The organism is Granulicella arctica, assembly GCF_025685605.1.
GTDB lineage: Bacteria > Acidobacteriota > Terriglobia > Terriglobales > Acidobacteriaceae > Edaphobacter > Edaphobacter arcticus.
This window is the reverse complement of sequence record NZ_JAGTUT010000002.1, coordinates 401,580-423,332: the sequence shown is the minus strand read 5'-3', so window position 1 is coordinate 423,332 and position 21,753 is coordinate 401,580. Positions and strand designations below refer to the sequence as shown.

The following is a 21,753-nucleotide window of genomic DNA, read 5'->3' as shown; positions in this document are numbered from 1 at the left end:
TGTGCAGGATGCTGTACAGACTAGCGGCAGTCTTGAAGCTTACTTCTCGCGGCTGGCAGTTCGGCCGGCGTGGCGGTGGTGTGGACGAGTCGTTAAGGCCGATGGGCAGACGGTTGAGTCAGAGGGGCCACTCTGCTCCGTCGGGGAGAGCTGCGAGATTACCGATAGTGCGGGTGGGAGACATCGGGCCGAGGTCATTGGCTTTCGTGGCCGACACGTACTCGTGATGCCCCTTGAGGCAACGGTGGGGATTCGGTATGGCGATCGAGTGACGGCTCTGGGAGAGAGAGCAGGAGTTGTTGTGGGCGAGCAGATGGCCGGACGTGTTCTGAATGCGCTGGGAGCGCCGTTGGATGATCTACCAGCGCTGCGCCTGACTGCGACCTGGCCCTTGGATGGATCGATGCCGCGTGCTATGGAGCGTGAGCCGATTCGAGATCCGCTGCAGACGGGTTTGCGCGTGTTGGATGGCATGTTGACGGTGGGTCGCGGTCAGAGAATCGGTATCTTTGGCGGCTCAGGTGTTGGCAAGAGCACGTTGATTGGCATGATGACGCGCAACACGGCTGCGGACATTACCGTTGTCGGACTGGTGGGCGAGCGTGGCCGGGAGGTTCGGGAGTTTGTGGAGGACTCGCTCGGTGAAGACGGACGAAAACGATCCGTGGTTCTGGTGTCCACATCGGATCAGAGCCCTTTGTTGCGGATGCGAGCAGCTATGGCTGCGACCGCGGTAGCGGAATTCTATGCGTCACGGGGCAAGCATGTCCTCTTGGTGCTTGACTCGCTTACCCGCTATGCAATGGCTGCGCGCGAGGTTGGGCTGGCGGCGGGTGAGCCTCCGGCGAGTAAGGGGTACACGCCGTCAGTATTCGCGCGACTTGCAAAGCTTGTGGAGCGAGCTGGAAACTTCAAGACAGGGAGTATTACCGCTTTTTACACGGTACTGATGGAGGGTGATGATCAGCAAGACCCAGTAGTCGATGCCGTGCGCTCACTTCTGGATGGTCATGTGGTGCTGTCACGATCGATGGCGGCGGCGGGTTGGTATCCTCCTGTCGACGTGTTGGATTCGTTGAGCCGCCTCATGCCCGCGGTGACGACACCGGAGCATCGCGAGCAGGCAATGATTGCGCGCCGGTTGCTGGCGGCCCATGCACGATCGGAGGACCTGATACGGATCGGGGCATACAAACCAGGCACGGATGCTGATCTTGATCGCGCAATTCGAGTGATGCCTGCTATGAAGAGTTTTCTACAGCAGGGAAGCCGCGAGACGATGAAGATGGAACAGACGGTGAAGCAATTGCAAGCCCTGGAACTTTCCCGATGAAGTCGCGCACGTCTGTCCTGAAGAGGATAAACATACTCTATGGCTTAGTCGAAGAGATCCATTCGGGAGTATTTCGGCAGACGGTCGCCTTAGTCAACGAGGCAGACCAGGCGATCACACTACAGGCCGGTCAGGCCCATGCTGCCGGGGCTCTTGGACGAGCTTCGTTGCGTGAGGGGGATCACCAGGAGTGGGTATTCTCCAAAGCTCAAAGGGAGTTGAGCGAAGCACGGCAACAGCAGCTCAAGACGGTCCGCGAGGCGCGGGTGGTGAATACCGAGAAGGCACGGGACGAGTATCGTGCCAGCAGAATCAAAAGCGAGCAGATGAAGACAATTGTTGAGCAGAGTCAACAGGCGGAAGATCTGATCGCGGGGCGACGGACTCAGGCTGCCGCAGACGACCGCTTCCTGTCACGGCTCCGCTGGAAGCAGCTCCACAGCGACGACCTATGAAGCTTTACTAATGCAATGTCGGCCAGAGTTGGCTGGTGGAGTGCTTCTCTCCTTATTGAGTCGGAGAGCTGGCGATGATGGCACAAACTGCAGGTGTTTCCCAATTCAACGAAGTAATCTCTTCGCAGGAAGATCAGGTGAGCCGGAACAAGAGCGAGGCGATTCCTAATCATTTCGCTTCGACGCTCCAGGCCATTTCCGATCAGGAAACGCCTCGATCGTCTGTTGTAGAGAATTCAGATTCGCAAAGTAGGACCGGGACAATTTTGAGTAGCAGGTTTCTAAGTAAGCTTGATTCCGGTGTCGGACCTTCAGAGCCCCTTTCATTGGGTGTAGATGGTCTTAAAAAGTCCAAGATAGTCCTGCCGATATCTTCAACGGCGATGAGTGGGAATGAGGCGAGCTTACCTTTCGCGGCAGAAGAACCGAATTCAGTTGAAGCCAGCCCTGCTGCGATCAGAGAGACAAAGAACGGCGAGAGCGAAATAAATGGTTCTAAGCTGTCGAACGATCTTCCCGTAGTTTCCGGTTTCGCGCCGCCGAGCGTTGAAGGGGTAGTTGAGGTTGCCGCTCCACTGAGCAACAAAGCGGAAGTGTTTGTTGCGGGATTTTTGGGAGGGAGTAAGGGCCAAGTCTCAAAGGTGGCAGTCTCCGATCAAAAAGCACATATTGCAAACCACAATGCCCGGGCTATTGACCGCGAGAATTCTTTGACCGCTGAAGGTCTCATTCAAGCTGTCCCCATTGAAAGCGAAGACAAGGGGTCTAAGCCTCTTGGAGAGCTTCACCTCGGTAATCAGTCGACAGTTTCAGTACCCCTATCAGCGCAGCTTATGCAGACGGAACACGTGCCTCGTCCTAACACTGGAAAGCCTGTGCCGCCTGGTACAGCTGCCGGTCAGATCGTTGTGTCTGATCAGGGGAGTGCTCCAGCACCTCCCAAAACACTTGAAGTTAAATCTGGAAAACCAACCGAACTTCTCAATGTCAAGCTGGAAGAACGGACAGTGCATTCGGGTGTTTCGGAAGTTGTTGGTACTTCTACAGTGACGGCCTCATCCTCATTTGTTCCATCGATGGTTACGGTTGGAGTCACTTCGGGAACTGTTAGTACTACAACAAATCAGTCAAGTGGAAGTGGAGTGATGGAGTTGCGTACCTCAGCGGAACTCCAGGCAGAAGTCTCCGGTGGGAGTCTGCCCCATACAATGCTGGCTGCGACACCCACGGCACTGGAGATAGGTGTGTCGAGTGGAACCCATGGCTGGCTTAAGATTCGTGCCGAGCTTACCAGCACCGGAGAGGTGAACGCCTCATTGAGTGGGGCTTCAATCGCATCGGCGACATCATTACGAAGTGAACTGCCGGCGCTGAACTCCTACCTTCAGGCGGAGAAAATCTCGATTGGGGAGCTTGTTGTTCATCCAATGACCCACGCAACCAGTGCAGCCTCGCAAGAGCTACAAGGCACGCTTGTGGATACGACAAGGACTTCGAAAGATGGTGCAAGCGATCTTGCCGGCACGATGGCGGACGGCTCGGCAGGGGGGCGCGCTGGTCGAGAGCGCAGTGAGGATCCGAGCAGCATTCCGATATCTGGAGATAGCGAACCTTTGCTGGAGGCGCGGTCTGATCCATCAGCACAGAGAGATCGCACGGAATTGGGCGGCATTGGGAGTCGGCCGCCCTTCGAGTACGGTACCGGCGGAGGCTGGGTGAACGTACGTGCATGACCTTATGAAGATTTTGAGGAACGAGGAGGCAGAATGAGTGGACTACAGTTTAATTCTCTTACGAGTGCAGGAACGGCGGCGGCTAGTGTCGCTTCTTCACTCATTCCAAAAAAGCACATGTCGGCATCACCTGCACAGGCAATGGCGGTGGGGGACAAAGCGGCAGCAGCACCGGCGAATGACGCGTCTGCCGGCGACATCACCTCAAGTGACTTTCTTACGCTGCTGGTGAGTGAGCTGAAAAATCAAGACCCAACGCAACCCACTGATCCGAATGCTTACATCACGCAACTGGTCGGCGTAAATAGCCTGCAGCAGTTGATCTCGATCAACTCGGGTCTCACGTCGATCGAGACTCCGCCTGCCAGCTAATTTCGGTGACTAACTTGTTGTAGGAATTCACGAAAGACTCACCGAATTTGAAAGAGAGACATAGTGCCTAATTTTTCGATAGCTTTGACAGGACTTGAGGCAAACTCAATTGCGCTCAACACCATTGGTAACAATCTTGCCAACTTGAACACAACTGCCTACAAAGGGCAGAGTACGACCTTTGAAGACCTGTTCTATCAGCAGATCGGTACGTCAGGATCGAATGATCCAGTGCAGGTCGGCGTGGGGACTCGTGTCTCTGGTACAGCTACTAGCTTTGCTCAGGGCACCATTTCGACCAGCGCTAATTCTACGGACATGTCCCTCAGTGGTGATGGCTTTTTCGTGGTGCAGCAGGGAGGGGTGCAATCCCTGACCCGCGCTGGAAATTTCCAACTTGATTCTGTAGGCAATCTGACCACAATCAATGGTGAAAGCGTCATGGGATTTCCAAGTGTTGGGGGGGCGGTAGGCAAGAGTTCGACACTAGCTCCACTAACACTCCCGGTGGGAGAGACACAGTCCGCACAAGCTACGCAGAATGTCTCGATCAGCACGAATCTTGATGCATCGGCGGCTGTGGGAGCCCAATTCCAAACGCCGGTTACTGTGTACGACACACTGGGGCAAAGTCACGTGGCAACGGTGACGTATACCAAAGCCAGTGCGACGAGCTGGGGTTATGCAGTGACACTTCCGGCAGCGGATGAGACCGGCACGCCGACAGGAAATACAGGTACTTTGACCTTTGATTCGACAGGCAAGCTGGTAACACCTGCTGCCAACGTGGCAGGTGTTACATTTCCTGGCATGGCAGATGGCGCAAGCAGCATGAACTTCAGTCTCAATCTGTACAACGCAGGTGGAGTGGCGACGGTTGGCCAATCGGCGTTGGCGAGCAACAACGTCACTTCTAATCAAGACGGCTTTCCTGCGGGCACATACCAGAGCTTCAAGGTGGATGCGCAAGGTATTGTGTCGGCATCATTCAGCAATGGCAACTCTGCCCTGATTGGCCAGGTAGCTGTGGCCTCAGTGAACAATGACAACGGACTTACGCGTACAGGAGACAACAACTTCCAGACTACAGCGGCCTCGGGAGCGTCAACGATCGGCGTTGCGGGGACCGGCGGCAGAGCAACTATAGAAGATGATTCGCTTGAACAGTCGAACGTGGATATCTCGACCGAGTTCTCTAATTTGATTGTCGCCCAGCGAGCATTCGAGGCAAACTCGAAGACGGTAACTACCTTCGACACCGTGACGCAGGACGCGATCAGCATGATTCGCTAACAAATCGTAGAGCTATAGAGCGGGAGCAGAGAAGCGAGTGTCAGCCATCTTGGCGAATACTTGCGGTGCTGCTCCCGCTTTCCAGTCAGGCCGCTTCTGTGAAATAGCTAATGATGTGACGAAGGGCCTTGGCGCTCGACGTGCATCTTCACCAGCATCATGGCAAGCTCCTCTGCAATTCCTGAAAATATCGTCCTCCCTTCTGCACCTGTCGCGAAGCTGCCGTGGGTGCCTCTGATCCTTGCGATGGTGGTAACGGTCCTCCTCTGCGTGAGCGTTCTGGCGGGAGGCATGTTCTACCTGATGCGATCAGGAAAAATCTTTACACAGAAGGCGAATGTAGCTGAAGCCTCTGCGGGTGCGCCAACTCTTATACCGGCTACCCACGGAATGATCCTCGAGCCAATGGTTGCAAACCTGGCAGATGCGGGCGGAGCGGCTTATTTGAAGGTCGCGCTTACCCTGCGTCTTGCTGATGATCCTGCGAAGAAAACCACCGCTTCCAAAGAGGAAAAACCTGCTAAGGGGATGAGCGATGCCGAGGCGGCGGTCCGCGACACGGTCTTGACGGTGATCGGTGGACAGACTGCCGACCAGCTCCTTGGAGCGGAAGGTAAGCAGCATCTGAAAGCGTCTTTGAAGTCTGCACTTGCCAAGAACAATCCCGAATTGAAGATTGTCGATCTCTATTTTGTTGATTTTCTAGTGCAGCGATAACGGTGAGAGCGGCGGAGCGAAGCGATGTCCGATACAGAACTGATGGCTGCGCCGGCTGAGGCCGCGCTGTCTGCCGTCCCTGGGCCAATGCGTCAGGGCGATGAATGGATGGAGCGGATTGAAGAACATCCGCAGTGGCTGGTGCTATCTCGGCTGCCTGTTGTGTTGACGGCGCGCATCCCTCTGGCAGCCTTCAAGGTGCGTGATCTTCTGCTTCTGCAGCAAGGGCAGCTGATTGAAAGTGACTGGTCAACGACTGAAGACATCCCAGTCAAGATCGGCCGTGTTCAGCTGGCGTGGAGCGAATTTGAAGTAGTGGAAGACAGTATGGCGATGCGTTTGACACGACTGGCCTAGGAGCAGACAGATGGAACTGGTGCAGGGATTTACGAGACGACAAGAGATTGAGAAAATACCATCGGCTGGCGGCCTTGGCGCCTGGATGGTCGGAGCGTTGCAGGGTCGCGTTCGCATCAAGTGGCGCGGTGGAGTTCCGGATCGAATGCAACAGATGCAGCTACTCGAGACGCTTCCGTTGGGAGGGAAGCGTCAGATGATGTTGATCGCCTGCGAAGGGGAACGCTACTTGGTAGGCTGCGGACCCGAGGCGGTGACAAGCATTGTGAAATTGATGCCAACAGTGAGCGAAGCACGGCCTGCGGTAAAGACGTGGCTTTGATCAGGCCGGCGTTCCAGGCGGTAATGATGTCGATGCTTCTGACACACGTTATGCATGCGACGTCCTTTGCTGCGCTAACCCCCAACGCTAAACAGGGAGAATCTTTTTGGGTGGGTAAGACGATCAACCCTACTCACCCTATCGGCAAACCACGTCTTGTCGTGAGGAGTGCTCCTACAAAGGATCTCACGAAGTTGAAGCCGATTGTCTCAACTCTGACGCTTCCTACAGCAACTGTTGGCCCCTTCTCAGGTAGTCAGAGTGTGCCATGGTCAATCGTTGTTGGTCTTACACTGCTGACCTTGTTGCCGGCGCTTCTACTTTCCATGACACCGCTGGTACGGCTGCTCGTTGTCTTTCACTTTCTCCGACAGGCTCTTGGTACGCAGACCGCACCTTCGAACCAGGTGTTGATGGGCCTCGCATTGATGATGACATGGTTCCTGATGCAGCCTGTGCTGCTGCAGGTGGAACAGCAGGCTGTTATCCCGTATCGTGCCGGACTTATCTCGGGTGAGGATGCGATGAATCGCGGCATCCAGCCGGTTAAGCAGTACATGCTGCGTTATGCGCGTGAGAAAGATCTTGCCGTGTTCGCATCTGCTGGTATGAGCGCGAGGCCTGCAACGAAAGATGATCTTCCGATTCAGGTGGTCGTACCCGCCTACATTCTGAGCGAACTGAAGGCTGGATTTCAGATTGGCGCCGTACTCTTCCTGCCATTTCTTCTTGTCGATATCGTCGTAGCTAGCGTAACGACCTCAATCGGCATGATGCAGCTACCGCCTGTCGTGGTGTCGACCCCGTTGAAAATTCTGCTCTTTGTAATGGTCGACGGTTGGAATCTGCTTGCTGACCAACTTCTCAAAAGTTTCTAGCTGCCAATCAAACAGAAAAGGTGAAGGGATGCGCCCGGATCAGACGGTGGAGATGATGCGAAGGCTGTTGGTGGAGGCGATGCTACTAAGCGCACCGATGTTGATCGCGGCTTGCGTGGTGAGCCTGCTGGTCAGTCTCGCTCAGACCTTGACTGGTGTGCAGGAGCAAACACTGACGGTGGTTCCTCGGTTGATCGTGGTGTTTGGTGTCGCCATGGTCACGCTTCCCTGGACTGTTCATAGGCTCGTGAGCTTCACCATGCACCTGTGGATGGATCTTCACCGGTACCTGGGGTAGATAAGGTAATGGATCTCACGACTCGAATGGCAGGCGATTTTGTCGGACTCATCACAAACTGGACCCAATATCTGGCGGCAGCGCTCCTGGTCCTCGTTCGGCTTAGTGGACTCGTCGCCTTCGCTCCGCTTTTCAGCTCAGCCGCAATCGCTCCAAGAATTAAAGCTGGATTTGTGATCGCCATGACAATCCTGCTTGCACCGGTCGTTGCTGCGATACCAGGGGCACGGGCAATTCCAGATATGCGGGGCATTCTTGGGGAGCTTGGCGTCGGCCTTGTCTTTGGTCTCTCGTTGACTCTAATGAACGAAGCACTGGATTTTGCGGGCACACTGCTCGGGATGCAGTTCAGTTTTTCTTTGGTTAACCTGCTTGACCCGAATTCAATGATCGAAACGCCTGTGCTCGGCCAGATGCTTGGCTGGCTAGGGCTGCTGGTCATCATGGGCGCGGGGCTTGACCGCACATTGATCGCTGCCATGGCGCGCAGCTTCTGCACTGTTCCGGTGGGCACGGCAATGGTGCATGCAACCACCGGAGCGGCGCTCGCTGCGATGGTGAGTGGCGTCTTTCTTGCAGGATTGCAGTTAGCCTCACCAGTCGTTGCTGCGGCTCTTGCGGTTGAGGTGACAATCTCGTTGGTGTCGCGATTGGCCCCGCAGCTTCCCGCGATGGTGATCAGCATCCCGATGAAGACCATGGTCTCATATGTCGTGCTGATCGGCTCGCTGGCCGTGTGGCCTGGCTGGATCGAGAGACATTTCATCGCACTGCTCGATGCCGCTGGACGATTGATTGGTGCCGCGTGAGCGATAAGGGGACTGAGCAAGCGAGTCCGCAGCGCAAGCAGAAGGCTAAAGATCGCGGTGACGTTGTACGGAGTCGTGAGCTGCTCTCAGCGGCTGCGATGCTCGCCGGAGTGTTGGCGCTTGGCGTTACAGCACGTAGCTTTGTGACGACGTGGGGTGAGGTGTACGCGCAGTCGCTTCATCTTGCCGTAGCAGGTCAGGTTAGTGTTGAGAGCGCCTGGAGGGATGCCCTTCGTACAATGCTTGCGCCTGCCTTGTTTCCAATCTTCATGGTGCTGGTGGCCAGCTTCCTTGCTGCCCTCTCCGTAGGCATCGCTCAGGGCGGAGGGCTGTCGATCCATCCAAATGCATTGGAGCTGAAGTTCGAGCGGCTCAACCCGGTAACTAATCTCGGAAATCTCTTCAGTCTGCGTGCCGTTACAAGAGTAGTGAAGTCGCTAGTCCCTGCGGCGGTGATGGTCGTCTTTGGCTGGGGAGCACTAAAGGCCCTGATGGTTCCCATGCCCGTGATGAGTTTGTTACGCCTGCCGTCTGCATTTTCTACGGCATACGGCCTCGCGCTCGATGCTGCCTGGGTCACGTTAGCGTGGAGCGGGCTCGACTACGTCATCGAGTGGAGAAGCTGGAACTCACGCCTGATGGTTACCAAGCAGGAGATGCGCCAGGAGATGCGGGAGGCTATGGGCAATCCTGAGATCAAAGGGCGTATTCGACAGATTCAGCGTGCGATGCGCCGTCGCAAGATTAAGGCAGACATCTCGCGAGCCAGCGTGATTATCACTAATCCCACCCACTACGCCGTAGCGCTGGAGTTCAGCTTTGACACGATGCAGGCACCGACGGTGCTAGCAAAGGGGAGGGATTTGCATGCCGCAGATATTCGCGAAGAGGCACAATGGGCGGGCATTCCGATGATCGAGAATCCTGCGTTGGCACGCAGTTTGTACAAGGCGGTAGAGCCGGGACAGTCGATCCCGTATGAGCTATACGCCGCGGTTGCAGGCATTCTGGCGTTTCTATATCGCCAGAAGATGGAAGAGAAAATGCGCAGTCATCGCGCGCGTGAAGAACGTGCTGCGGCTGCGGCAACGCCGGCTGTGCACCGTGGAATGTATGGGTTTGGAGGAGGTATATGAGTACTGCAGCGGTTGTAATGGACAAAAGGGTAAGCCGATGGCCCGTGGCAAAGCTGCAGAGATTGCTCCTGCCGGTGACTGCAATCAGCATGGTTTTCGTGATGCTCATACCGGTTCCCGGATTCGTTCTGGATATCCTTCTCGCAGCATCGATCACTGCATCGGTCATCGTGTTTCTAACTGCGGTGCAGGTACGGCGAGCTGTGGATTTTTCAGTGTTTCCGACACTGCTGCTTCTGCTTACCCTATTTCGTTTGTCGCTCAATCTCGCGTCGAGTCGGAGAATCCTGCTACATGGACATGAGGGTACTCATGCTGCTGGGTCAGTAATCGAAGCCTTCGGACAGTTCGTAGTTGGTGGGAACTACGTGGTCGGTTTTGTGCTTTTCCTTGCATTGATAGCAATCCAATTCCTGGTAGTCGCGCACGGTGCGGTAAGGACGGCTGAGGTGACGGCTCGGTTTACGCTGGATGCGCTTCCGGGCAAACAGATGGCGATTGATGCGGACATGAACGCCGGCTTAATCGATGAGCAGGGTGCACGTAAGCGGCGTGAGGCGATCGCACGAGAGGCCGAGTTCTACGGCGCGATGGATGGTGCAGCGAGATTCAATCAGCGAGATTCGCTGGCGACGATCTTGATTACGGCGATCAACATCATCGCTGGGCTGCTGATTGGCGTCCTCCAGCAAGGCGCAGACCTGATGACCGCCGTGAAGACCTACACGATCCTCACTGTGGGAGATGGCCTTGTAACGATGATCCCTAGCTTACTCGTGTCGATAGCGGGCGGCATGGTGCTGACGCGCGCTTCGTCGTCGGGCCAGCTTGATGCTGAGTTGGGAGCGCAGCTGCTGCGAGGACGCAACACGCTTTGGATTGCCTGCGCCGTATTGCTTGGCTTGGCTCTAATCCCAGGCTTGCCTAAATTGTCATTTATGCTGATGGCGGCTGCTGTTGCACTGATTGCGCGCAAGCTGCCGGCGACCGCCGATGAAGCTCCAGCTGTAGAGCTTGATCTTGCTGCTGACAAAGCGGCAGCCGCAGAACTCAGTAAGGGAGAGAATCTTGCCTCGTTGCTCAAAATGGATGAGTTGACGTTAGAGATCGGCTTCCAACTCATTTCTTTGGTGGATGAAAAGCAGGGTGGTCAAATGCTCAATCGCGTGCGCGCCCTGAGAAGGCACCTCGCAACCGAGCTTGGTTTCATCGTGCCCCCTGTTCACATCACCGATAATCTACGGCTCAGGCCTCGGGAGTATGTGGTCAGCCTTCGTGGGGTTGAGATTGCCCGGTGGCAGACAGAACAGAATTTCTTGCTTGCCGTGAACGCCGATCCCAAGGCGCGGGTGCTGGCAGGTATCGAGACACGCGAGCCGGCGTTTGGCGTTGCGGCGCGTTGGATCCAGCCAGGCCTTGAGGAGTCGGCACTCGCGGCGGGTTACTCGGTCGTTGACCAGACTACGGTGATCGGCACTCATCTAGGCGAGTTGATCCGCCGCCACGCTCACGAGTTACTTGGACGGCAGGAGGTGAAGCGACTGCTGGACAGCATGAATGAGAGTTACCCGAAGCTGGTTGAGGAACTGGTGCCGAAGCTGATGTCGCTTGGCGAAGTGCAGAAGGTTCTCCAGCAACTACTGCGCGAACAGGTCTCGATCCGCGATCTTGGAACGATACTCGAAATCCTTGTAGACGCAGCCCAGCACTCCAAAGCTATCGTCCACCTGGTGGAGAGTGTGCGGCAGTCACTGGGCCGCGGTCTCATCCACCCTCTGCTCGATACCGACGGAGGACTGCGGGTCCTTGTGTTGGATCAAACTTTGGAGTCCGAACTGGTCCACACCTTCGACCCGAACGGAGCGGCCTTACTGCTGGGCGACGGCGTACGACCTTCCGGAACTCCGGCGGAGTATTTGCGGCGGCTGCTTGAATCTGTGAAACGGCTAACCGAGGGAGGCACTGCTACGGCACTCCCCGTGCTTTTATGTCCAAGCCCGGCCCGCTATCACGTGCGGCGTTGGTTGGAGCCGTTTCTGCCAAAGGTCACAGTGTTGGCTCCAGCAGAGATTCCTCCGGAGATTCGGGTTCGGAGTATGGGAACGGTCGGCTAGCAGGTAAGGCAGGAATGAATTGATGACAGACCAAGCAGGAGAGGACAAAGACGAGATGAGCATGGGAAATCCGTTACCGGTGATGTTGCTGGACAGTATGGCTGTGAATAGTCACCACTCTGAGACTCAGGGGAGCTTTGAGGAGTGCGGACCATCGGAAGCTTCCATGTTGCCGCTCTTACTCGAACAGCAGACGAACGCTGGAAGTCTGGAGGACAATGGCACGGTCGCTCCACCAGATCGCGAGCGTCTACTCCTTGAGCATCTGTCGACCGTCCGGTATCTTGCCCGGCGCATCCATGAGCGTCTTCCACAGCATGTCGATCTTGATGATTTGATCTCTGCGGGCGTGGTCGGACTGATCGACGCTTTTTCGAAGTTCGATCACAGCAAAAAGGTGCAATTCAAGAGCTATGCGCAATTCCGCATCCGCGGAGCGATACTCGACTCCTTACGAACGCTGGACTGGAGTCCAAGGGAGCTTCGCCGCAAAGGTCGGGCTGTTGAAGAGGCAATCCGCTCAGCGACGCAACGACTCGGCCGCGCACCTTCGGAGCAGGAGATTGCTGTGGCTATGGAGTTAAGTCTGGTTGACTATCAGCATCTTCTTGGCGACTTGAAGGGACTTGAGATCGGCAGCCTCCATATGGAGCGCACGGAAGATTCCGGGGATGAAGAGCTGGCATATATCCCGGGCGCTCCTGAGGACGATCCGCTCTTCCGCTGCCTCAAGGGTGAGATGAAGCAGAGGCTTGCCGACGCCATTGACGAACTGCCTGAGAAGGAGCGTTTGGTGCTGACGCTTTATTACTACGAAGAACTCACGATGAAGGAGATCGGGCTAACTCTGGGCGTCGTTGAGTCCCGTGTCTCGCAGATTCATTCGTCTGCGGTACTCCGGCTGCGAACGGCATTAGCGAGCTTGCGTTCCAGCCAAGCCCCTGCGGCGAAGCAGGTCGCAACTGCGAAGAAGCCAGTAGTTCGCAGGAGACGCGAGGCGTAGTGAAGGTCCTGTTCTAACGGAGGTCGTACATGGCAGGTGAGATGAGACAGAATGACGCAGAGACGTTAATCGCAAACGCCGGAGGCAGCCGGTCTAGTGCAACGAACTCAATCGCTGAAGAGGCGCCTGAGCTTTACAACTTCAGCAGGGCAGGCCAGATCAGCCAGGAGCAGATGCGCGCCATCGGAACGGTGAACGACCTGTTTGCGCGTAACCTGATGCACACAGTTGGTGCCTGGTTGAGGACGCAGTTCGGAGTCAAGCTTGCCTCGGCAAAGCAGATGACGTATGCAGAGTTTCTTACGCGTCTCAAGGAGCCTACCTATGTGTGCTCGATTCGCATGGAGCCTTTAGGGGCTCTAGGTTTGCTTGAGCTCGAGTTATCCCTTGCGTCTCCCATAGTCGACCTGCTCCTTGGCGGTATTGGCCGCGCAGGGACCCTGCGGGAGTTGACGGATATTGAAGAGGCCATCCTGACCTCCGTGGTCGAGATGATCGTGCGGGAGTTAAATGTAGCCTGGCAGCCCGTTGGACTTGGCTTCACCTACGAGAAGCGTGAGACGGCAGCCCAGGTTGCGCGCATGATGCCTTCCAGCGAGAAGACGATGTGTGTGAGCTTCGAGGTGCATATGCCGGAGGCTCAGGGAAGCCTGAATTTATGCCTTCCGACAGTCGTGCTGAATGCGATCCTGCGACAACTGGTGGCTGACCGTGAGCGTCCGCGGCGACGCTCTGAGGAGGCAGAGGTGCGGGTGCGCGAGCTTCTTGGCGAGGCTTGTTTTGGGGCAGTACTGCAGTTTCCCCCACTGCGGCTTCGTGCGCGCGAGCTTGCCGATATTGTGCCCGGAACAATCCTGCGCCTTCCGCTACCGCGGCACTCGGCTGCGGAACTGCGTGTAGGAGGCATCGCGTTTGGCCGGGCACGGCCTGTCAGGATGGGTGAACATCGCGGGGCGCAGATGCAAACGGAGCGGATCACCGATCCCGATGGGCCACAGAGCATTTAGTTTGCAGCACCAAGGAGACAGGCCAGCGTGATGGATGAAGTTATACCCGAAGAACAGGGATTGAGCGGCGGAGCAGCGATGAGCCTGCTCTACGATATCGAACTGGACGCGACGTTGCAGTTTGGCTCACGAGAGATGCCGTTACGCGAGGTGCTGGCACTTGGGCCGGGCGATGTCGTCGAACTTGATCGCCATGTCTCAGAGCCAGTTGATCTGGTGGTCGGCGATCGCATTGTGGCGCGCGGTGAAGTGGTTGTGGCCAGCGGAAACTTTGCTTTACGCATTACAGAGGTTGCAACGCCGCAACTACGACTGGAGAGTATCCGATGCCTTTTCTAGAAAAGCGCAATGAACCCATCGAAAACGATACGCGTGCAAGCCGAGGGATCGGAACAGAGAGCGCGGCGCACTGGACCCATGACGTGTACGTACCGGGGTCCGCCTCGCGTGATGCCGCACGTCGATCGCCTCAACGCAACACGACAAAACAGAGCTGTGGCAATCCAGAGTGTACGAAAAGCTGGACGATGCCTTGGAAGAACCGGCGACGGCCAATCTTCGAAGGACGTTGGGGATGTAGCACGCGGTGCCTTGAGGCTGTCATTCACCGTGCGCTCCGGCGCGAGCGAGGCGATCTTCGCCCTGTGGGTAGTGAGGATCAGGACGTGCCGCATCAGCACCGGATTCCGCTAGGGCTGGTTATGCTAAGCCAGGGCTGGATTTCGCAAACACAGCTTCGAACGGCGCTTGAAGCACAACGGCTCGCCGGGACTGGACGGATTGGCGAGTGGCTTGTGCAGGAGAGTGGCGTAACGTCAGCTCAGATTACGCGAGGGCTCGCAACGCAGTGGAGTTGTCCAGTGCTGCCGATCGATGGTTTCGCACCGTCGGCGATGGCACTGACGATGCCACGGCTCTTCATCGAAAGGCTTGGTTTGCTCCCGCTTCGTATCGCCTCATCGCGTATTCTCTATCTCGCCTTCAATGATCGCCTGGACGCTTCTGCTGCCCTTGCGGTCGAACAGATGAGCGGGCTTCGCGTTGAGAGCGGCTTGCTCGACGACTCGCACTACGAACAGGCGCGTCAACGACTTCTCGGCAGCGAATTCATACAGACCAATGAAGAGTCTTTTCAGGATGCCGAAGGTCTCTCGTCGCGGATCGCCACTATCCTTGAAGCGAGCCAGCCTCTCGGCTCGCGGCTGGTTCGTCTGCACAAGCATTACTGGCTCCGTACGTGGCTTGAAACAGGTGCGTACGGCGATGTCGGGACGCTGCCTTCGACTGGTGAAGATGTTACGGACACGCTCTTCACCTTGGGCCGGCAAGATTAACGGGCCATCCATCCGCCGTCAACGGTCAACACTGTTCCGGTTACGTAATCACTGGCACGCGAGCTGAGGAATAAGGCTGCGCCTGCAATATCCTGCGGATCACCCCACCGGTTCGCGGGAATACGTTCCAGGATCTGGCGGTTGCGGGTTTCATCCGCCTGCAACGCCGATGTATTTTCGGTGCGAAAGTAACCGGGTGCAATGGCGTTTACCTGAATGCCCTGAGATGCCCATTCATTAGCGAGAGCTTTTGTGAGTTGAGCCACTCCGCCCTTCGATGCGGCGTAGGAGGGAACGCGAATACCTCCTTGAAAACTGAGTAACGATGCGATGTTGATGATCTTTCCGGACGCGCTCCGAGCAATCATGCCTCTCGCGGCCAGTTGGGAGAGTTGGAAGACGCTGGTCAGGTTTACCTGAAGAACCGTCTGCCAATCCTCAAGCGTGGCATCAACCGCTGCTGCACGATGGATTGTTCCGGCATTGTTAATCAGAATGTCGATTCTGCCGAAAACATCGTGAACTTGGTTGAAGAGCTCTTCTGCACCAGTGTCCGCAGAAAGATCTGCATGGAATGCAGATGCTCTGCCACCTGCACTCACGATTGTCTGGGCAGTGTCTCTTGCGGCTCGGCGGTTGCCGTGGCAAGCGACTGCAGCCCCTGCCTGCGCCAGCGCAGTGGCAATTGCAGCTCCTAAGCCGCTTGCCGAACCAGTGACGAGCGCTACCTTATCGGTCAGGCGGAAGAGATCAAGAACGTGATCGGGGATGTTTGTCATCATGATGCTCACTCTACTGTCCTTGCGATTACTCCAGCAAATCGTTGCTGCGTTGACGGCAAAGATGCACTTTCGTATCGTGGGGTGCTGTGAGGTTTTATGCGAACGATGCTTCTATGTGTTGCGCTGACAACTATTTCGACGAGTCTCGTTGGACAGGTAGCCCAGGCTCCTGCCGCGAATCTTGTGGATGTGCGGACGGCTGCAGCTATCGATGCTGAGGCGAAGATCCTGATGAACCAGGCTAAGAACAGTCCGAGCGGCACTGCCGGTGTGGCTCTGGAGACTTATCCAGGACACCTCACGATGCTCACCGTTCGAGTGAAGAGTGGCGGCGCAGAGATCCACGCAGGGTTCAACGATATCTTTATCGTCGAGGACGGACAAGCTGACGTCCTGACCGGTGGAACCGTCGTCGATCCGAAGCAGGTCTCGCTGGGAGAGACGCGCGGCAGTCGGGTAGAGGGCGGGACTTCTCATGTAATCCGCAAGGGAGATGTGATCCACATCTCGGCCAATGTTCCGCACCAGACGACGGTTGCTCCGGGAGAGACATTTACCTACTACGTTATCAAGGTGGCAGTGCCGCAGCAGTAGTTTGCTGCGACACTGTAGAAGCAGTACTTAGGGAGAACGATGAAGCTTTACCAGATGGCGGATGCTGTGCGGTACAGCCGCATGACGACTGCGGAACGACGGGAGACCTTCCTTCTGGAAGGCATGTTTCAGCCGGGCAAAGCCGAGTTTGCCTATGTTGACCTCGACCGAACGGTGATTGGGTCGGCTGTTCCTACTTCGTCAGATATAGTCCTTGAGACAGAGCCTGAGCTGCGATCGGAGTATTTCCTTGAGCGTCGCGAACTCGGCGTGCTGAACGTCGGTGGTGCAGGTTCGGTGATCGTGGACGGAACGACCTTCGCGCTCGGTAAGCTGGACTGCATGTACGTCGGGCGGGGAAGCAGGAATGTCTGCTTTACCAGTGTTGATCCTTCTTCTCCCGCTTGTTTCTACCTTCTAAGCTATCCTGCGCACAGCGAGTATCCGACTCGACTGGTGAAGTTCGCTGACCTTCAGGGCCTCCCGCTTGGAGCTACCGAGACCTGTAACAAGCGGACGATCTATAAGGCGATCCACATGGAAGGGATTCGCAGCTGCCAGCTTGTAATGGGCTTTACCCTGCTCGATGAGGGCAGCAATTGGAACACGATGCCTGCGCATACACACATGCGACGCTCTGAGGTGTACTTCTACTTTGACGTTGATCCGGCGCATCGCGTTCTGCACCTGATGGGACCACCGCAAGAGACGAGCCATCTTGTGGTCGCGGATAGGGAAGTCGTCGTGTCGCCAGGATGGTCGATACACGCAGGTGTTGGGACGAAGAACTACGCCTTCTGCTGGGGAATGGGCGGCGAGAATCAGGCTTATACCGATATGGATCCCGTAACGATTGCGGAGTTGCGATAGTGACCGCTATAGCAAGCCAGAAGCCGATACTCTCGTTGCGCTCACGAGAGGAGTGTCGATGGGATCTTGTCAGCCTTGGCGAGGTGATGCTGCGCTTCGATCCCGGTGAGGAGCGTATTTCGCGTGCGCGAAACTTCCGTGTCTGGGAAGGTGGCGGCGAATACAACGTTGCGCGTGGACTGAGGCGGTGCTTCGGTCAGCGGACTTCCATCGTTACGGCGCTTGCGGACAATCCCGTTGGACGCCTGCTCGAAGACCTGATGCTGCAAGGCGGAGTCGATCTGTCGCACCTGATCTGGTCGGACTATGACGGGATTGGGAACGAGTCGCGCAATGGTATCTACTTCCTCGAGCGTGGCTTCGGCAGTCGTGCTGCGCTTGGCATGATGGATCGTGGTCACACGCCGATCTCGCAGCTACAACCGGGGCAAGTCGATTGGGACGGAATCTTCGCGACGGAAGGTGTTCGCTGGTTCCATACAGGCGGTGTTCTATGTGCTCTTTCGGCGAGTGCTCCTGAGGTTGCGCGTGAGGCGATGCAAGCTGCGAAGCGTCATGGCGTAATCGTCTCGTATGACTGCAACTATCGGCCATCGCTGTGGAAGAGTTACGGTGGTCGTCAACGCGCTTGCGACGTGAACCGGGAGCTTGCGCCGTATGTTGACGTGCTCTTCGGTCATGAGGGCGATCTTGCTGCGGAGTTATGCGATGCGTCGTCTGGACCGCCGTGGCATAATCTGGCCAGTTATACGGCGATGGTCGGGCGAACGATAGCCGAGTTCCCGGATATCAAGGTGATCGCGACGACGACGCGACGGCCGCGAACCGCTAACCGGAACGATTGGGCCGCTTTTGCGTGGGCTGCTGGCGAGGTCTTCCAGAGTATGGACTTTCTCGACCTGGAGATCTATGACCGCGTTGGCGGTGGAGACTCGTTTGCGGCTGGTCTGATCTATGGCCTGATGGCGGAACGTGGGATGCAATGGGCGCTTGATTGCGGTGTTGCGCATGGTGCTTTGGCGATGACAACTCCAGGCGATAGCTCGATGAGTACGCTGGCTGAGGTTGAGCGGGCGATGCAGGGCGGTTCTGCTGGGGTGCAACGATGAAAGGGATCGATCACGATGGATAAGGTTCAGATACTAGAGACGCTGCGCGAGATCGGACTTGTTCCGGTGCTTCGGGCTGAGTCGCACTCGAAGGCGCTTGCGCTGGCGACAGCGATTGCTGCAGGCGGAGTGACGGTGCTCGAGATTACGATGACGATTCCAGGAGCGATGCATGTGATGCGTCGGCTTGCGGAGGAACGTCCAGACATTCTGATCGGCGCTGGAACGGTGCTCGATCCAGAGACTGCGCGGATGTGCATTCTGGAAGGAGCCAAGTTCATCGTCAGTCCGGCGCTGAACGTGAAGACGATCGAGATGTGTCAGCGCTACTCGATTGCTGTTCTTCCTGGAGCGTTGACTCCGACAGAGATCGTCACGGCCTGGGAGGCTGGCGCGGACGTAATCAAGGTGTTTCCGGCGAATGCGATGGGTGGAGCGAAGTATCTCAAGTCGATCAAGGCACCTCTGCCGCAGGTTGAACTGATTCCGACAGGCGGAGTGACGCTTGATACTGCGACCGAGTTTCTGGCTGCTGGTTCGTTTGCGCTTGGTGTTGGAGCAGATCTTGTGGATGCGAAGGCAATGGCTGACGGAAAACCAGAGCTGATAACGGAGACAGCGCGTAAGTATCTGGCGATCGTCAAGGCGTTTCGCGAGAGCCAGAAGGCATAAGGAAGGCCGCAACGACGGGGTCGTTGCGGCCGGAACTTCCTTAGGTCGGTTTAGCGGGTGCTGATTTCGCCGCCTGTTGAAGATGCTTCGGCTTCCTGATTTGGTCCTAGACCGAGCTTGATGATGGCGCGAGAGTCGGGAATGAGCTTTGTCTGCCAACCATTGTCGGCCTGCATCTTCTGCATTGCGGCTTCCGTCTGATTATCCCAATGTCCAGTTGCTTCGCCGCTGAGATATCCGTGCGAGATGAGTGCGGTCTGAATTGCTGTTGCGCGACTGTCGTCGATGGCTCGCTGTGAGTTGGAATGAGCGACCTTCGCCGTGTGCTTGTTGAAGAGCTTTGGCGAAGTTGGGCCACGGCGCGAATGCGTCATCGCGAGAGCGGGAACTGCGGAGGCGACGATCAGGGATGAGGAAAGAAGGATTCGTCCAAACCGCATAGAGTGAAGCACCTCGGAATTCAGTATCAATCAACCAGTGGTCTGACAGCCAACAACGATGTGCTTAGAGTATCGCTTCGGCTACTCGTGCGCAATAGGAAAAGGTTGCCAGATTTTGAATCGATTCCCGGAAAGAACTACTATGCTGGCGAAAGATCTTCGGAATCAAGCCTAAGGCATCGCACCCCCTGCCTCCCCCCGTACCTGAAGTACGAAAGTATTCATTCTATTGAAGTTAGGTCTGCATCAGGGCCCGCGGAATCGGTGACTATTCCGAAGATGTGGGGTCGTGCGAGGCTGATTCTGTCAAGTTTCTACCGTGCAAACCGTGAGGGTGGAGCAATACAAATCCAGTTTTGTTGGCTTGGAAGCGATAAAAGGGGCGCGAACCAGGTTCGCGCCCTTCTGTTCTCACTGCAATCGGGCTATGGGAGGGTTCCGCCGAGGTAGCTGTTGCCGCGGTTCGCCCCGGTCGGGAAGCGAACTACGAAGACCACATCGTCTCCCGTTTTGAGGCCGGTGACGATTGCCTTATAGCTGGCTTCGTCGCTGACCGGCTTCTTGTTGATGGCGACGATGATGAAGCCCTTGCCGAGACTGATCTCGTCGGCGAAGGAGCCGGGGCGGACGCTGGTAACAACAACGCCACCCTTCACCCCAAGCTTGGTAGCCATCGCTGCAGGTACGCCCGTGACGGTGATACCGAGTTTGCCCTGACCTGCGTCGGCCTCCTGTGCCTGGTCACTATCGTCCGCATCACCCTTATCCAGATTGGCGTAGAGTTTGGCGCGGTCGGTGATCGTAACGTTGGCGGTTTGCTGCTTGCCATCGCGGATAAATCCGAGCTTGACGGTGCTATCCACCTTACGAGCGGAGATATCGGCTACGAGGTCGTCCCCATCCTTGATGGAGCGCCCGTCGATCGAGACGATGATGTCGTTCGGTTGAAGACCAGCTTTGGCTGCGCCAGCGTTCGGCGTGACCGTGCTAACCATGACTCCATTCTGGAAGCCGTACATACGCTGTACAGCGGAGGAGATGGACGGCTGGAACTGGATGCCGATTGAGCCGCGGATGACCTTATGTTCGGGTCCGATAAGCATGTTGTAGACGGTGGCAATGATGTTCGACGGCATTGCGAAGCCGACACCCTGAGAGCCCATGGACTGGGTGTAGATGGCGGTATTCATGCCGATGACCTGGCCGGCGAGATCAACAAGCGGGCCACCGGAGTTGCCGGGGTTGATCGCAGCGTCAGTCTGGATGAACTTCTGAAACTGGCTCTGGGCGGTGCCATCGGCGCCGGGCTCATCGATGGAGCGGTTTTTGGCGGAGACGATACCAGCAGTGACAGTCTTCGAGAGGGAGAAGGGGCTGCCGAGGGCAAGGACCCAGTCGCCAACCTGGGCGCCATCGGAGTTGCCGAGCTTGATGGTGGGAAGGGCTTCCTTGGTCTCAATCTTAATGACGGCGATGTCGGTGTCCTTGTCGACGCCGATCACCTTGGCAACGTGACCTTCATCGCCGGGTCCGCCATCGGGGTCAGTAGAGAGCTTGACGAAGATCTTGTCCGCTTTGTCGACTACGTGGTTGTTGGTGATGATGTAGCCGCGGGAGTCGACGATGAAGCCTGAACCGAGGGCGCGGCGTTCGCTGCCAGCGGCTTCGCCATCCTCATCACCCTGCCCGCCCTGACCATTCTGGCCACCGAAGAACTTGTTGAAGAAGTCCTGCATGTCGCCCTGCTGATCGTCACCACCGCCCTGACCGGGGGTGTTGGGGTGGCCCTGCGGAAGTCCGCGACGACGGCCAGGGAGGGTCTTGATGCTGGACTGCTTGGGAAGGGACTCGGTATTGATGTTTACAACCGCCGGGCCGACCTGCTTGACGATCTGCGAGAAGCCGTTCGAGAGGGAAACTGGCGAGGGAACCACGATGGGGCGAGCGTCCGAGGAGTCGATGGCCTGAACTTCTTTGCCGCTGACGTTGCGGGTGAGAACGGAGCCGGCAAGAATGCCGACCGAAAGGGTAGCCAACAGGGCGAAGGTGGAGGTGAGACGGCGGTTGCGGAGATACTCGCGCAATGGCTTCTTTGGGGTGTTCGTTTCCATTATTCGATCAGTCC

Annotated in this window: 24 protein-coding genes; 21 read left to right on the top strand and 3 right to left on the bottom strand. The window is 56.7% G+C overall.

Features of this window, described 5'->3' with window-relative positions:
* Position 1 precedes the first annotated feature (1 nt).
* The 17 genes from OHL20_RS21740 (at position 2) to OHL20_RS21660 (ending at position 15,161) form a co-directional block, all read left to right on the top strand.
* Entirely contained in the window at positions 2-1,333 is a 1,332-nt protein-coding gene (locus tag OHL20_RS21740) for a FliI/YscN family ATPase (protein WP_263385399.1), read from the top strand.
* Positions 1,330-1,788 carry a hypothetical protein gene (locus tag OHL20_RS21735; RefSeq protein ID WP_263385398.1) on the top strand — a complete coding sequence of 153 codons (459 nt, stop codon included), beginning with the start codon at positions 1,330-1,332 and terminating at the stop codon, positions 1,786-1,788. The genes OHL20_RS21740 and OHL20_RS21735 overlap by 4 nt, the downstream gene beginning before the upstream one ends.
* Before the next feature lie 74 nt (positions 1,789-1,862).
* Complete coding sequence (locus tag OHL20_RS21730) at positions 1,863-3,521, top strand: hypothetical protein (RefSeq protein WP_263385397.1); 1,659 nt, start codon at positions 1,863-1,865, stop codon at positions 3,519-3,521.
* Positions 3,522-3,554: 33 nt separating this feature from the next.
* Entirely contained in the window at positions 3,555-3,893 is a 339-nt protein-coding gene (locus tag OHL20_RS21725; RefSeq protein ID WP_263385396.1) for a flagellar hook assembly protein FlgD, read from the top strand.
* A gap of 63 nt (positions 3,894-3,956) precedes the next feature.
* Positions 3,957-5,186, top strand: coding sequence for a flagellar hook protein FlgE (locus tag OHL20_RS21720; RefSeq protein ID WP_263385395.1), 1,230 nt, complete (start codon positions 3,957-3,959; stop codon positions 5,184-5,186).
* A gap of 159 nt (positions 5,187-5,345) precedes the next feature.
* Entirely contained in the window at positions 5,346-5,903 is a 558-nt protein-coding gene (locus OHL20_RS21715; RefSeq protein WP_263385394.1) for a flagellar basal body-associated FliL family protein, read from the top strand.
* 24 nt (positions 5,904-5,927) lie between these two features.
* Complete coding sequence (locus tag OHL20_RS21710; RefSeq protein WP_263385393.1) at positions 5,928-6,260, top strand: FliM/FliN family flagellar motor switch protein; 333 nt, start codon at positions 5,928-5,930, stop codon at positions 6,258-6,260.
* Positions 6,261-6,270: 10 nt separating this feature from the next.
* Positions 6,271-6,582, top strand: coding sequence for a flagellar biosynthetic protein FliO (locus OHL20_RS21705; protein WP_263385392.1), 312 nt, complete (start codon positions 6,271-6,273; stop codon positions 6,580-6,582).
* 110 nt (positions 6,583-6,692) lie between these two features.
* Positions 6,693-7,460: a flagellar type III secretion system pore protein FliP gene (gene fliP, locus OHL20_RS21700; protein WP_317890997.1), complete on the top strand. Its 768-nt coding sequence runs from the start codon at positions 6,693-6,695 to the stop codon at positions 7,458-7,460.
* Positions 7,461-7,488: 28 nt separating this feature from the next.
* On the top strand, positions 7,489-7,758 hold the full coding sequence (locus OHL20_RS21695) for a flagellar biosynthetic protein FliQ (protein WP_263385391.1): 270 nt from the start codon (positions 7,489-7,491) through the stop codon (positions 7,756-7,758).
* Between the two features lie 8 nt (positions 7,759-7,766).
* Positions 7,767-8,567: a flagellar biosynthetic protein FliR gene (locus OHL20_RS21690; RefSeq protein ID WP_263385390.1), complete on the top strand. Its 801-nt coding sequence runs from the start codon at positions 7,767-7,769 to the stop codon at positions 8,565-8,567.
* On the top strand, positions 8,564-9,703 hold the full coding sequence (locus tag OHL20_RS21685) for an EscU/YscU/HrcU family type III secretion system export apparatus switch protein (protein WP_263385389.1): 1,140 nt from the start codon (positions 8,564-8,566) through the stop codon (positions 9,701-9,703). The genes OHL20_RS21690 and OHL20_RS21685 overlap by 4 nt, the downstream gene beginning before the upstream one ends.
* A 17-nt stretch (positions 9,704-9,720) precedes the next feature.
* Positions 9,721-11,817, top strand: a complete 2,097-nt coding sequence (gene flhA / locus OHL20_RS21680) for a flagellar biosynthesis protein FlhA (RefSeq protein ID WP_396272753.1) — start codon at positions 9,721-9,723, stop codon at positions 11,815-11,817.
* Positions 11,818-11,839: 22 nt separating this feature from the next.
* Complete coding sequence (locus OHL20_RS21675; protein ID WP_263385387.1) at positions 11,840-12,820, top strand: sigma-70 family RNA polymerase sigma factor; 981 nt, start codon at positions 11,840-11,842, stop codon at positions 12,818-12,820.
* Positions 12,821-12,849: 29 nt separating this feature from the next.
* Positions 12,850-13,827: a flagellar motor switch protein FliM gene (locus OHL20_RS21670; RefSeq protein ID WP_263385386.1), complete on the top strand. Its 978-nt coding sequence runs from the start codon at positions 12,850-12,852 to the stop codon at positions 13,825-13,827.
* Positions 13,828-13,857: 30 nt separating this feature from the next.
* Positions 13,858-14,166, top strand: a complete 309-nt coding sequence (locus tag OHL20_RS21665) for a FliM/FliN family flagellar motor switch protein (RefSeq protein ID WP_263385385.1) — start codon at positions 13,858-13,860, stop codon at positions 14,164-14,166.
* Entirely contained in the window at positions 14,154-15,161 is a 1,008-nt protein-coding gene (locus OHL20_RS21660) for a hypothetical protein (RefSeq protein ID WP_263385384.1), read from the top strand. The genes OHL20_RS21665 and OHL20_RS21660 overlap by 13 nt, the downstream gene beginning before the upstream one ends.
* On the opposite strand, the gene kduD is transcribed toward OHL20_RS21660, so the two are convergent.
* Positions 15,158-15,943 (bottom strand): 2-dehydro-3-deoxy-D-gluconate 5-dehydrogenase KduD, encoded by a 786-nt coding sequence (gene kduD, locus OHL20_RS21655; RefSeq protein ID WP_263385383.1) that lies wholly within the window; start codon positions 15,941-15,943, stop codon positions 15,158-15,160. The genes OHL20_RS21660 and kduD overlap by 4 nt on opposite strands.
* Positions 15,944-16,039: 96 nt before the next feature.
* Here kduD and OHL20_RS21650 point away from each other — a divergent pair, with 96 nt between their 5' ends.
* Genes OHL20_RS21650 through OHL20_RS21635 form a run of 4 tightly spaced genes read left to right on the top strand, consistent with a single transcriptional unit; the run spans position 16,040 to position 19,188 of the window.
* On the top strand, positions 16,040-16,537 hold the full coding sequence (locus OHL20_RS21650) for a cupin domain-containing protein (RefSeq protein ID WP_263385382.1): 498 nt from the start codon (positions 16,040-16,042) through the stop codon (positions 16,535-16,537).
* Between the two features lie 39 nt (positions 16,538-16,576).
* Complete coding sequence (kduI, locus tag OHL20_RS21645; protein ID WP_263385381.1) at positions 16,577-17,407, top strand: 5-dehydro-4-deoxy-D-glucuronate isomerase; 831 nt, start codon at positions 16,577-16,579, stop codon at positions 17,405-17,407.
* Positions 17,407-18,516 carry a sugar kinase gene (locus tag OHL20_RS21640; RefSeq protein ID WP_263385380.1) on the top strand — a complete coding sequence of 370 codons (1,110 nt, stop codon included), beginning with the start codon at positions 17,407-17,409 and terminating at the stop codon, positions 18,514-18,516. The genes kduI and OHL20_RS21640 overlap by 1 nt, the downstream gene beginning before the upstream one ends.
* Before the next feature lie 15 nt (positions 18,517-18,531).
* Positions 18,532-19,188 carry a bifunctional 4-hydroxy-2-oxoglutarate aldolase/2-dehydro-3-deoxy-phosphogluconate aldolase gene (locus tag OHL20_RS21635; RefSeq protein ID WP_263385379.1) on the top strand — a complete coding sequence of 219 codons (657 nt, stop codon included), beginning with the start codon at positions 18,532-18,534 and terminating at the stop codon, positions 19,186-19,188.
* Between the two features lie 50 nt (positions 19,189-19,238).
* On the opposite strand, the gene OHL20_RS21630 is transcribed toward OHL20_RS21635, so the two are convergent.
* Positions 19,239-19,628: a peptidoglycan-binding domain-containing protein gene (locus OHL20_RS21630; RefSeq protein ID WP_263385378.1), complete on the bottom strand. Its 390-nt coding sequence runs from the start codon at positions 19,626-19,628 to the stop codon at positions 19,239-19,241.
* Positions 19,629-20,053: 425 nt separating this feature from the next.
* Positions 20,054-21,739: a trypsin-like peptidase domain-containing protein gene (locus OHL20_RS21625; protein WP_263385377.1), complete on the bottom strand. Its 1,686-nt coding sequence runs from the start codon at positions 21,737-21,739 to the stop codon at positions 20,054-20,056.
* Positions 21,740-21,753 lie beyond the last annotated feature (14 nt).

What these genes read in the sequence shown, in the direction of transcription:
- OHL20_RS21735 (WP_263385398.1), top strand. Translation starts at nt 1,330, where the DNA reads ATGAAGTCGCGCACGTCTGTCCTGAAGAGGATAAACATACTCTATGGC.
- OHL20_RS21730 (WP_263385397.1), top strand. Translation starts at nt 1,863, where the DNA reads ATGATGGCACAAACTGCAGGTGTTTCCCAATTCAACGAAGTAATCTCT.
- OHL20_RS21725 (WP_263385396.1), top strand. Translation starts at nt 3,555, where the DNA reads ATGAGTGGACTACAGTTTAATTCTCTTACGAGTGCAGGAACGGCGGCG.
- OHL20_RS21715 (WP_263385394.1), top strand. Translation starts at nt 5,346, where the DNA reads ATGGCAAGCTCCTCTGCAATTCCTGAAAATATCGTCCTCCCTTCTGCA.
- OHL20_RS21710 (WP_263385393.1), top strand. Translation starts at nt 5,928, where the DNA reads ATGTCCGATACAGAACTGATGGCTGCGCCGGCTGAGGCCGCGCTGTCT.
- OHL20_RS21705 (WP_263385392.1), top strand. Translation starts at nt 6,271, where the DNA reads ATGGAACTGGTGCAGGGATTTACGAGACGACAAGAGATTGAGAAAATA.
- OHL20_RS21695 (WP_263385391.1), top strand. Translation starts at nt 7,489, where the DNA reads ATGCGCCCGGATCAGACGGTGGAGATGATGCGAAGGCTGTTGGTGGAG.
- OHL20_RS21690 (WP_263385390.1), top strand. Translation starts at nt 7,767, where the DNA reads ATGGATCTCACGACTCGAATGGCAGGCGATTTTGTCGGACTCATCACA.
- flhA (WP_396272753.1), top strand. Translation starts at nt 9,721, where the DNA reads ATGGACAAAAGGGTAAGCCGATGGCCCGTGGCAAAGCTGCAGAGATTG.
- OHL20_RS21675 (WP_263385387.1), top strand. Translation starts at nt 11,840, where the DNA reads ATGACAGACCAAGCAGGAGAGGACAAAGACGAGATGAGCATGGGAAAT.
- OHL20_RS21670 (WP_263385386.1), top strand. Translation starts at nt 12,850, where the DNA reads ATGGCAGGTGAGATGAGACAGAATGACGCAGAGACGTTAATCGCAAAC.
- OHL20_RS21665 (WP_263385385.1), top strand. Translation starts at nt 13,858, where the DNA reads ATGGATGAAGTTATACCCGAAGAACAGGGATTGAGCGGCGGAGCAGCG.
- OHL20_RS21660 (WP_263385384.1), top strand. Translation starts at nt 14,154, where the DNA reads ATGCCTTTTCTAGAAAAGCGCAATGAACCCATCGAAAACGATACGCGT.
- kduD (WP_263385383.1), bottom strand. Translation starts at nt 15,943, where the DNA reads ATGATGACAAACATCCCCGATCACGTTCTTGATCTCTTCCGCCTGACC.
- OHL20_RS21650 (WP_263385382.1), top strand. Translation starts at nt 16,040, where the DNA reads ATGCGAACGATGCTTCTATGTGTTGCGCTGACAACTATTTCGACGAGT.
- kduI (WP_263385381.1), top strand. Translation starts at nt 16,577, where the DNA reads ATGAAGCTTTACCAGATGGCGGATGCTGTGCGGTACAGCCGCATGACG.
- OHL20_RS21635 (WP_263385379.1), top strand. Translation starts at nt 18,532, where the DNA reads ATGGATAAGGTTCAGATACTAGAGACGCTGCGCGAGATCGGACTTGTT.
- OHL20_RS21630 (WP_263385378.1), bottom strand. Translation starts at nt 19,628, where the DNA reads ATGCGGTTTGGACGAATCCTTCTTTCCTCATCCCTGATCGTCGCCTCC.
- OHL20_RS21625 (WP_263385377.1), bottom strand. Translation starts at nt 21,739, where the DNA reads ATGGAAACGAACACCCCAAAGAAGCCATTGCGCGAGTATCTCCGCAAC.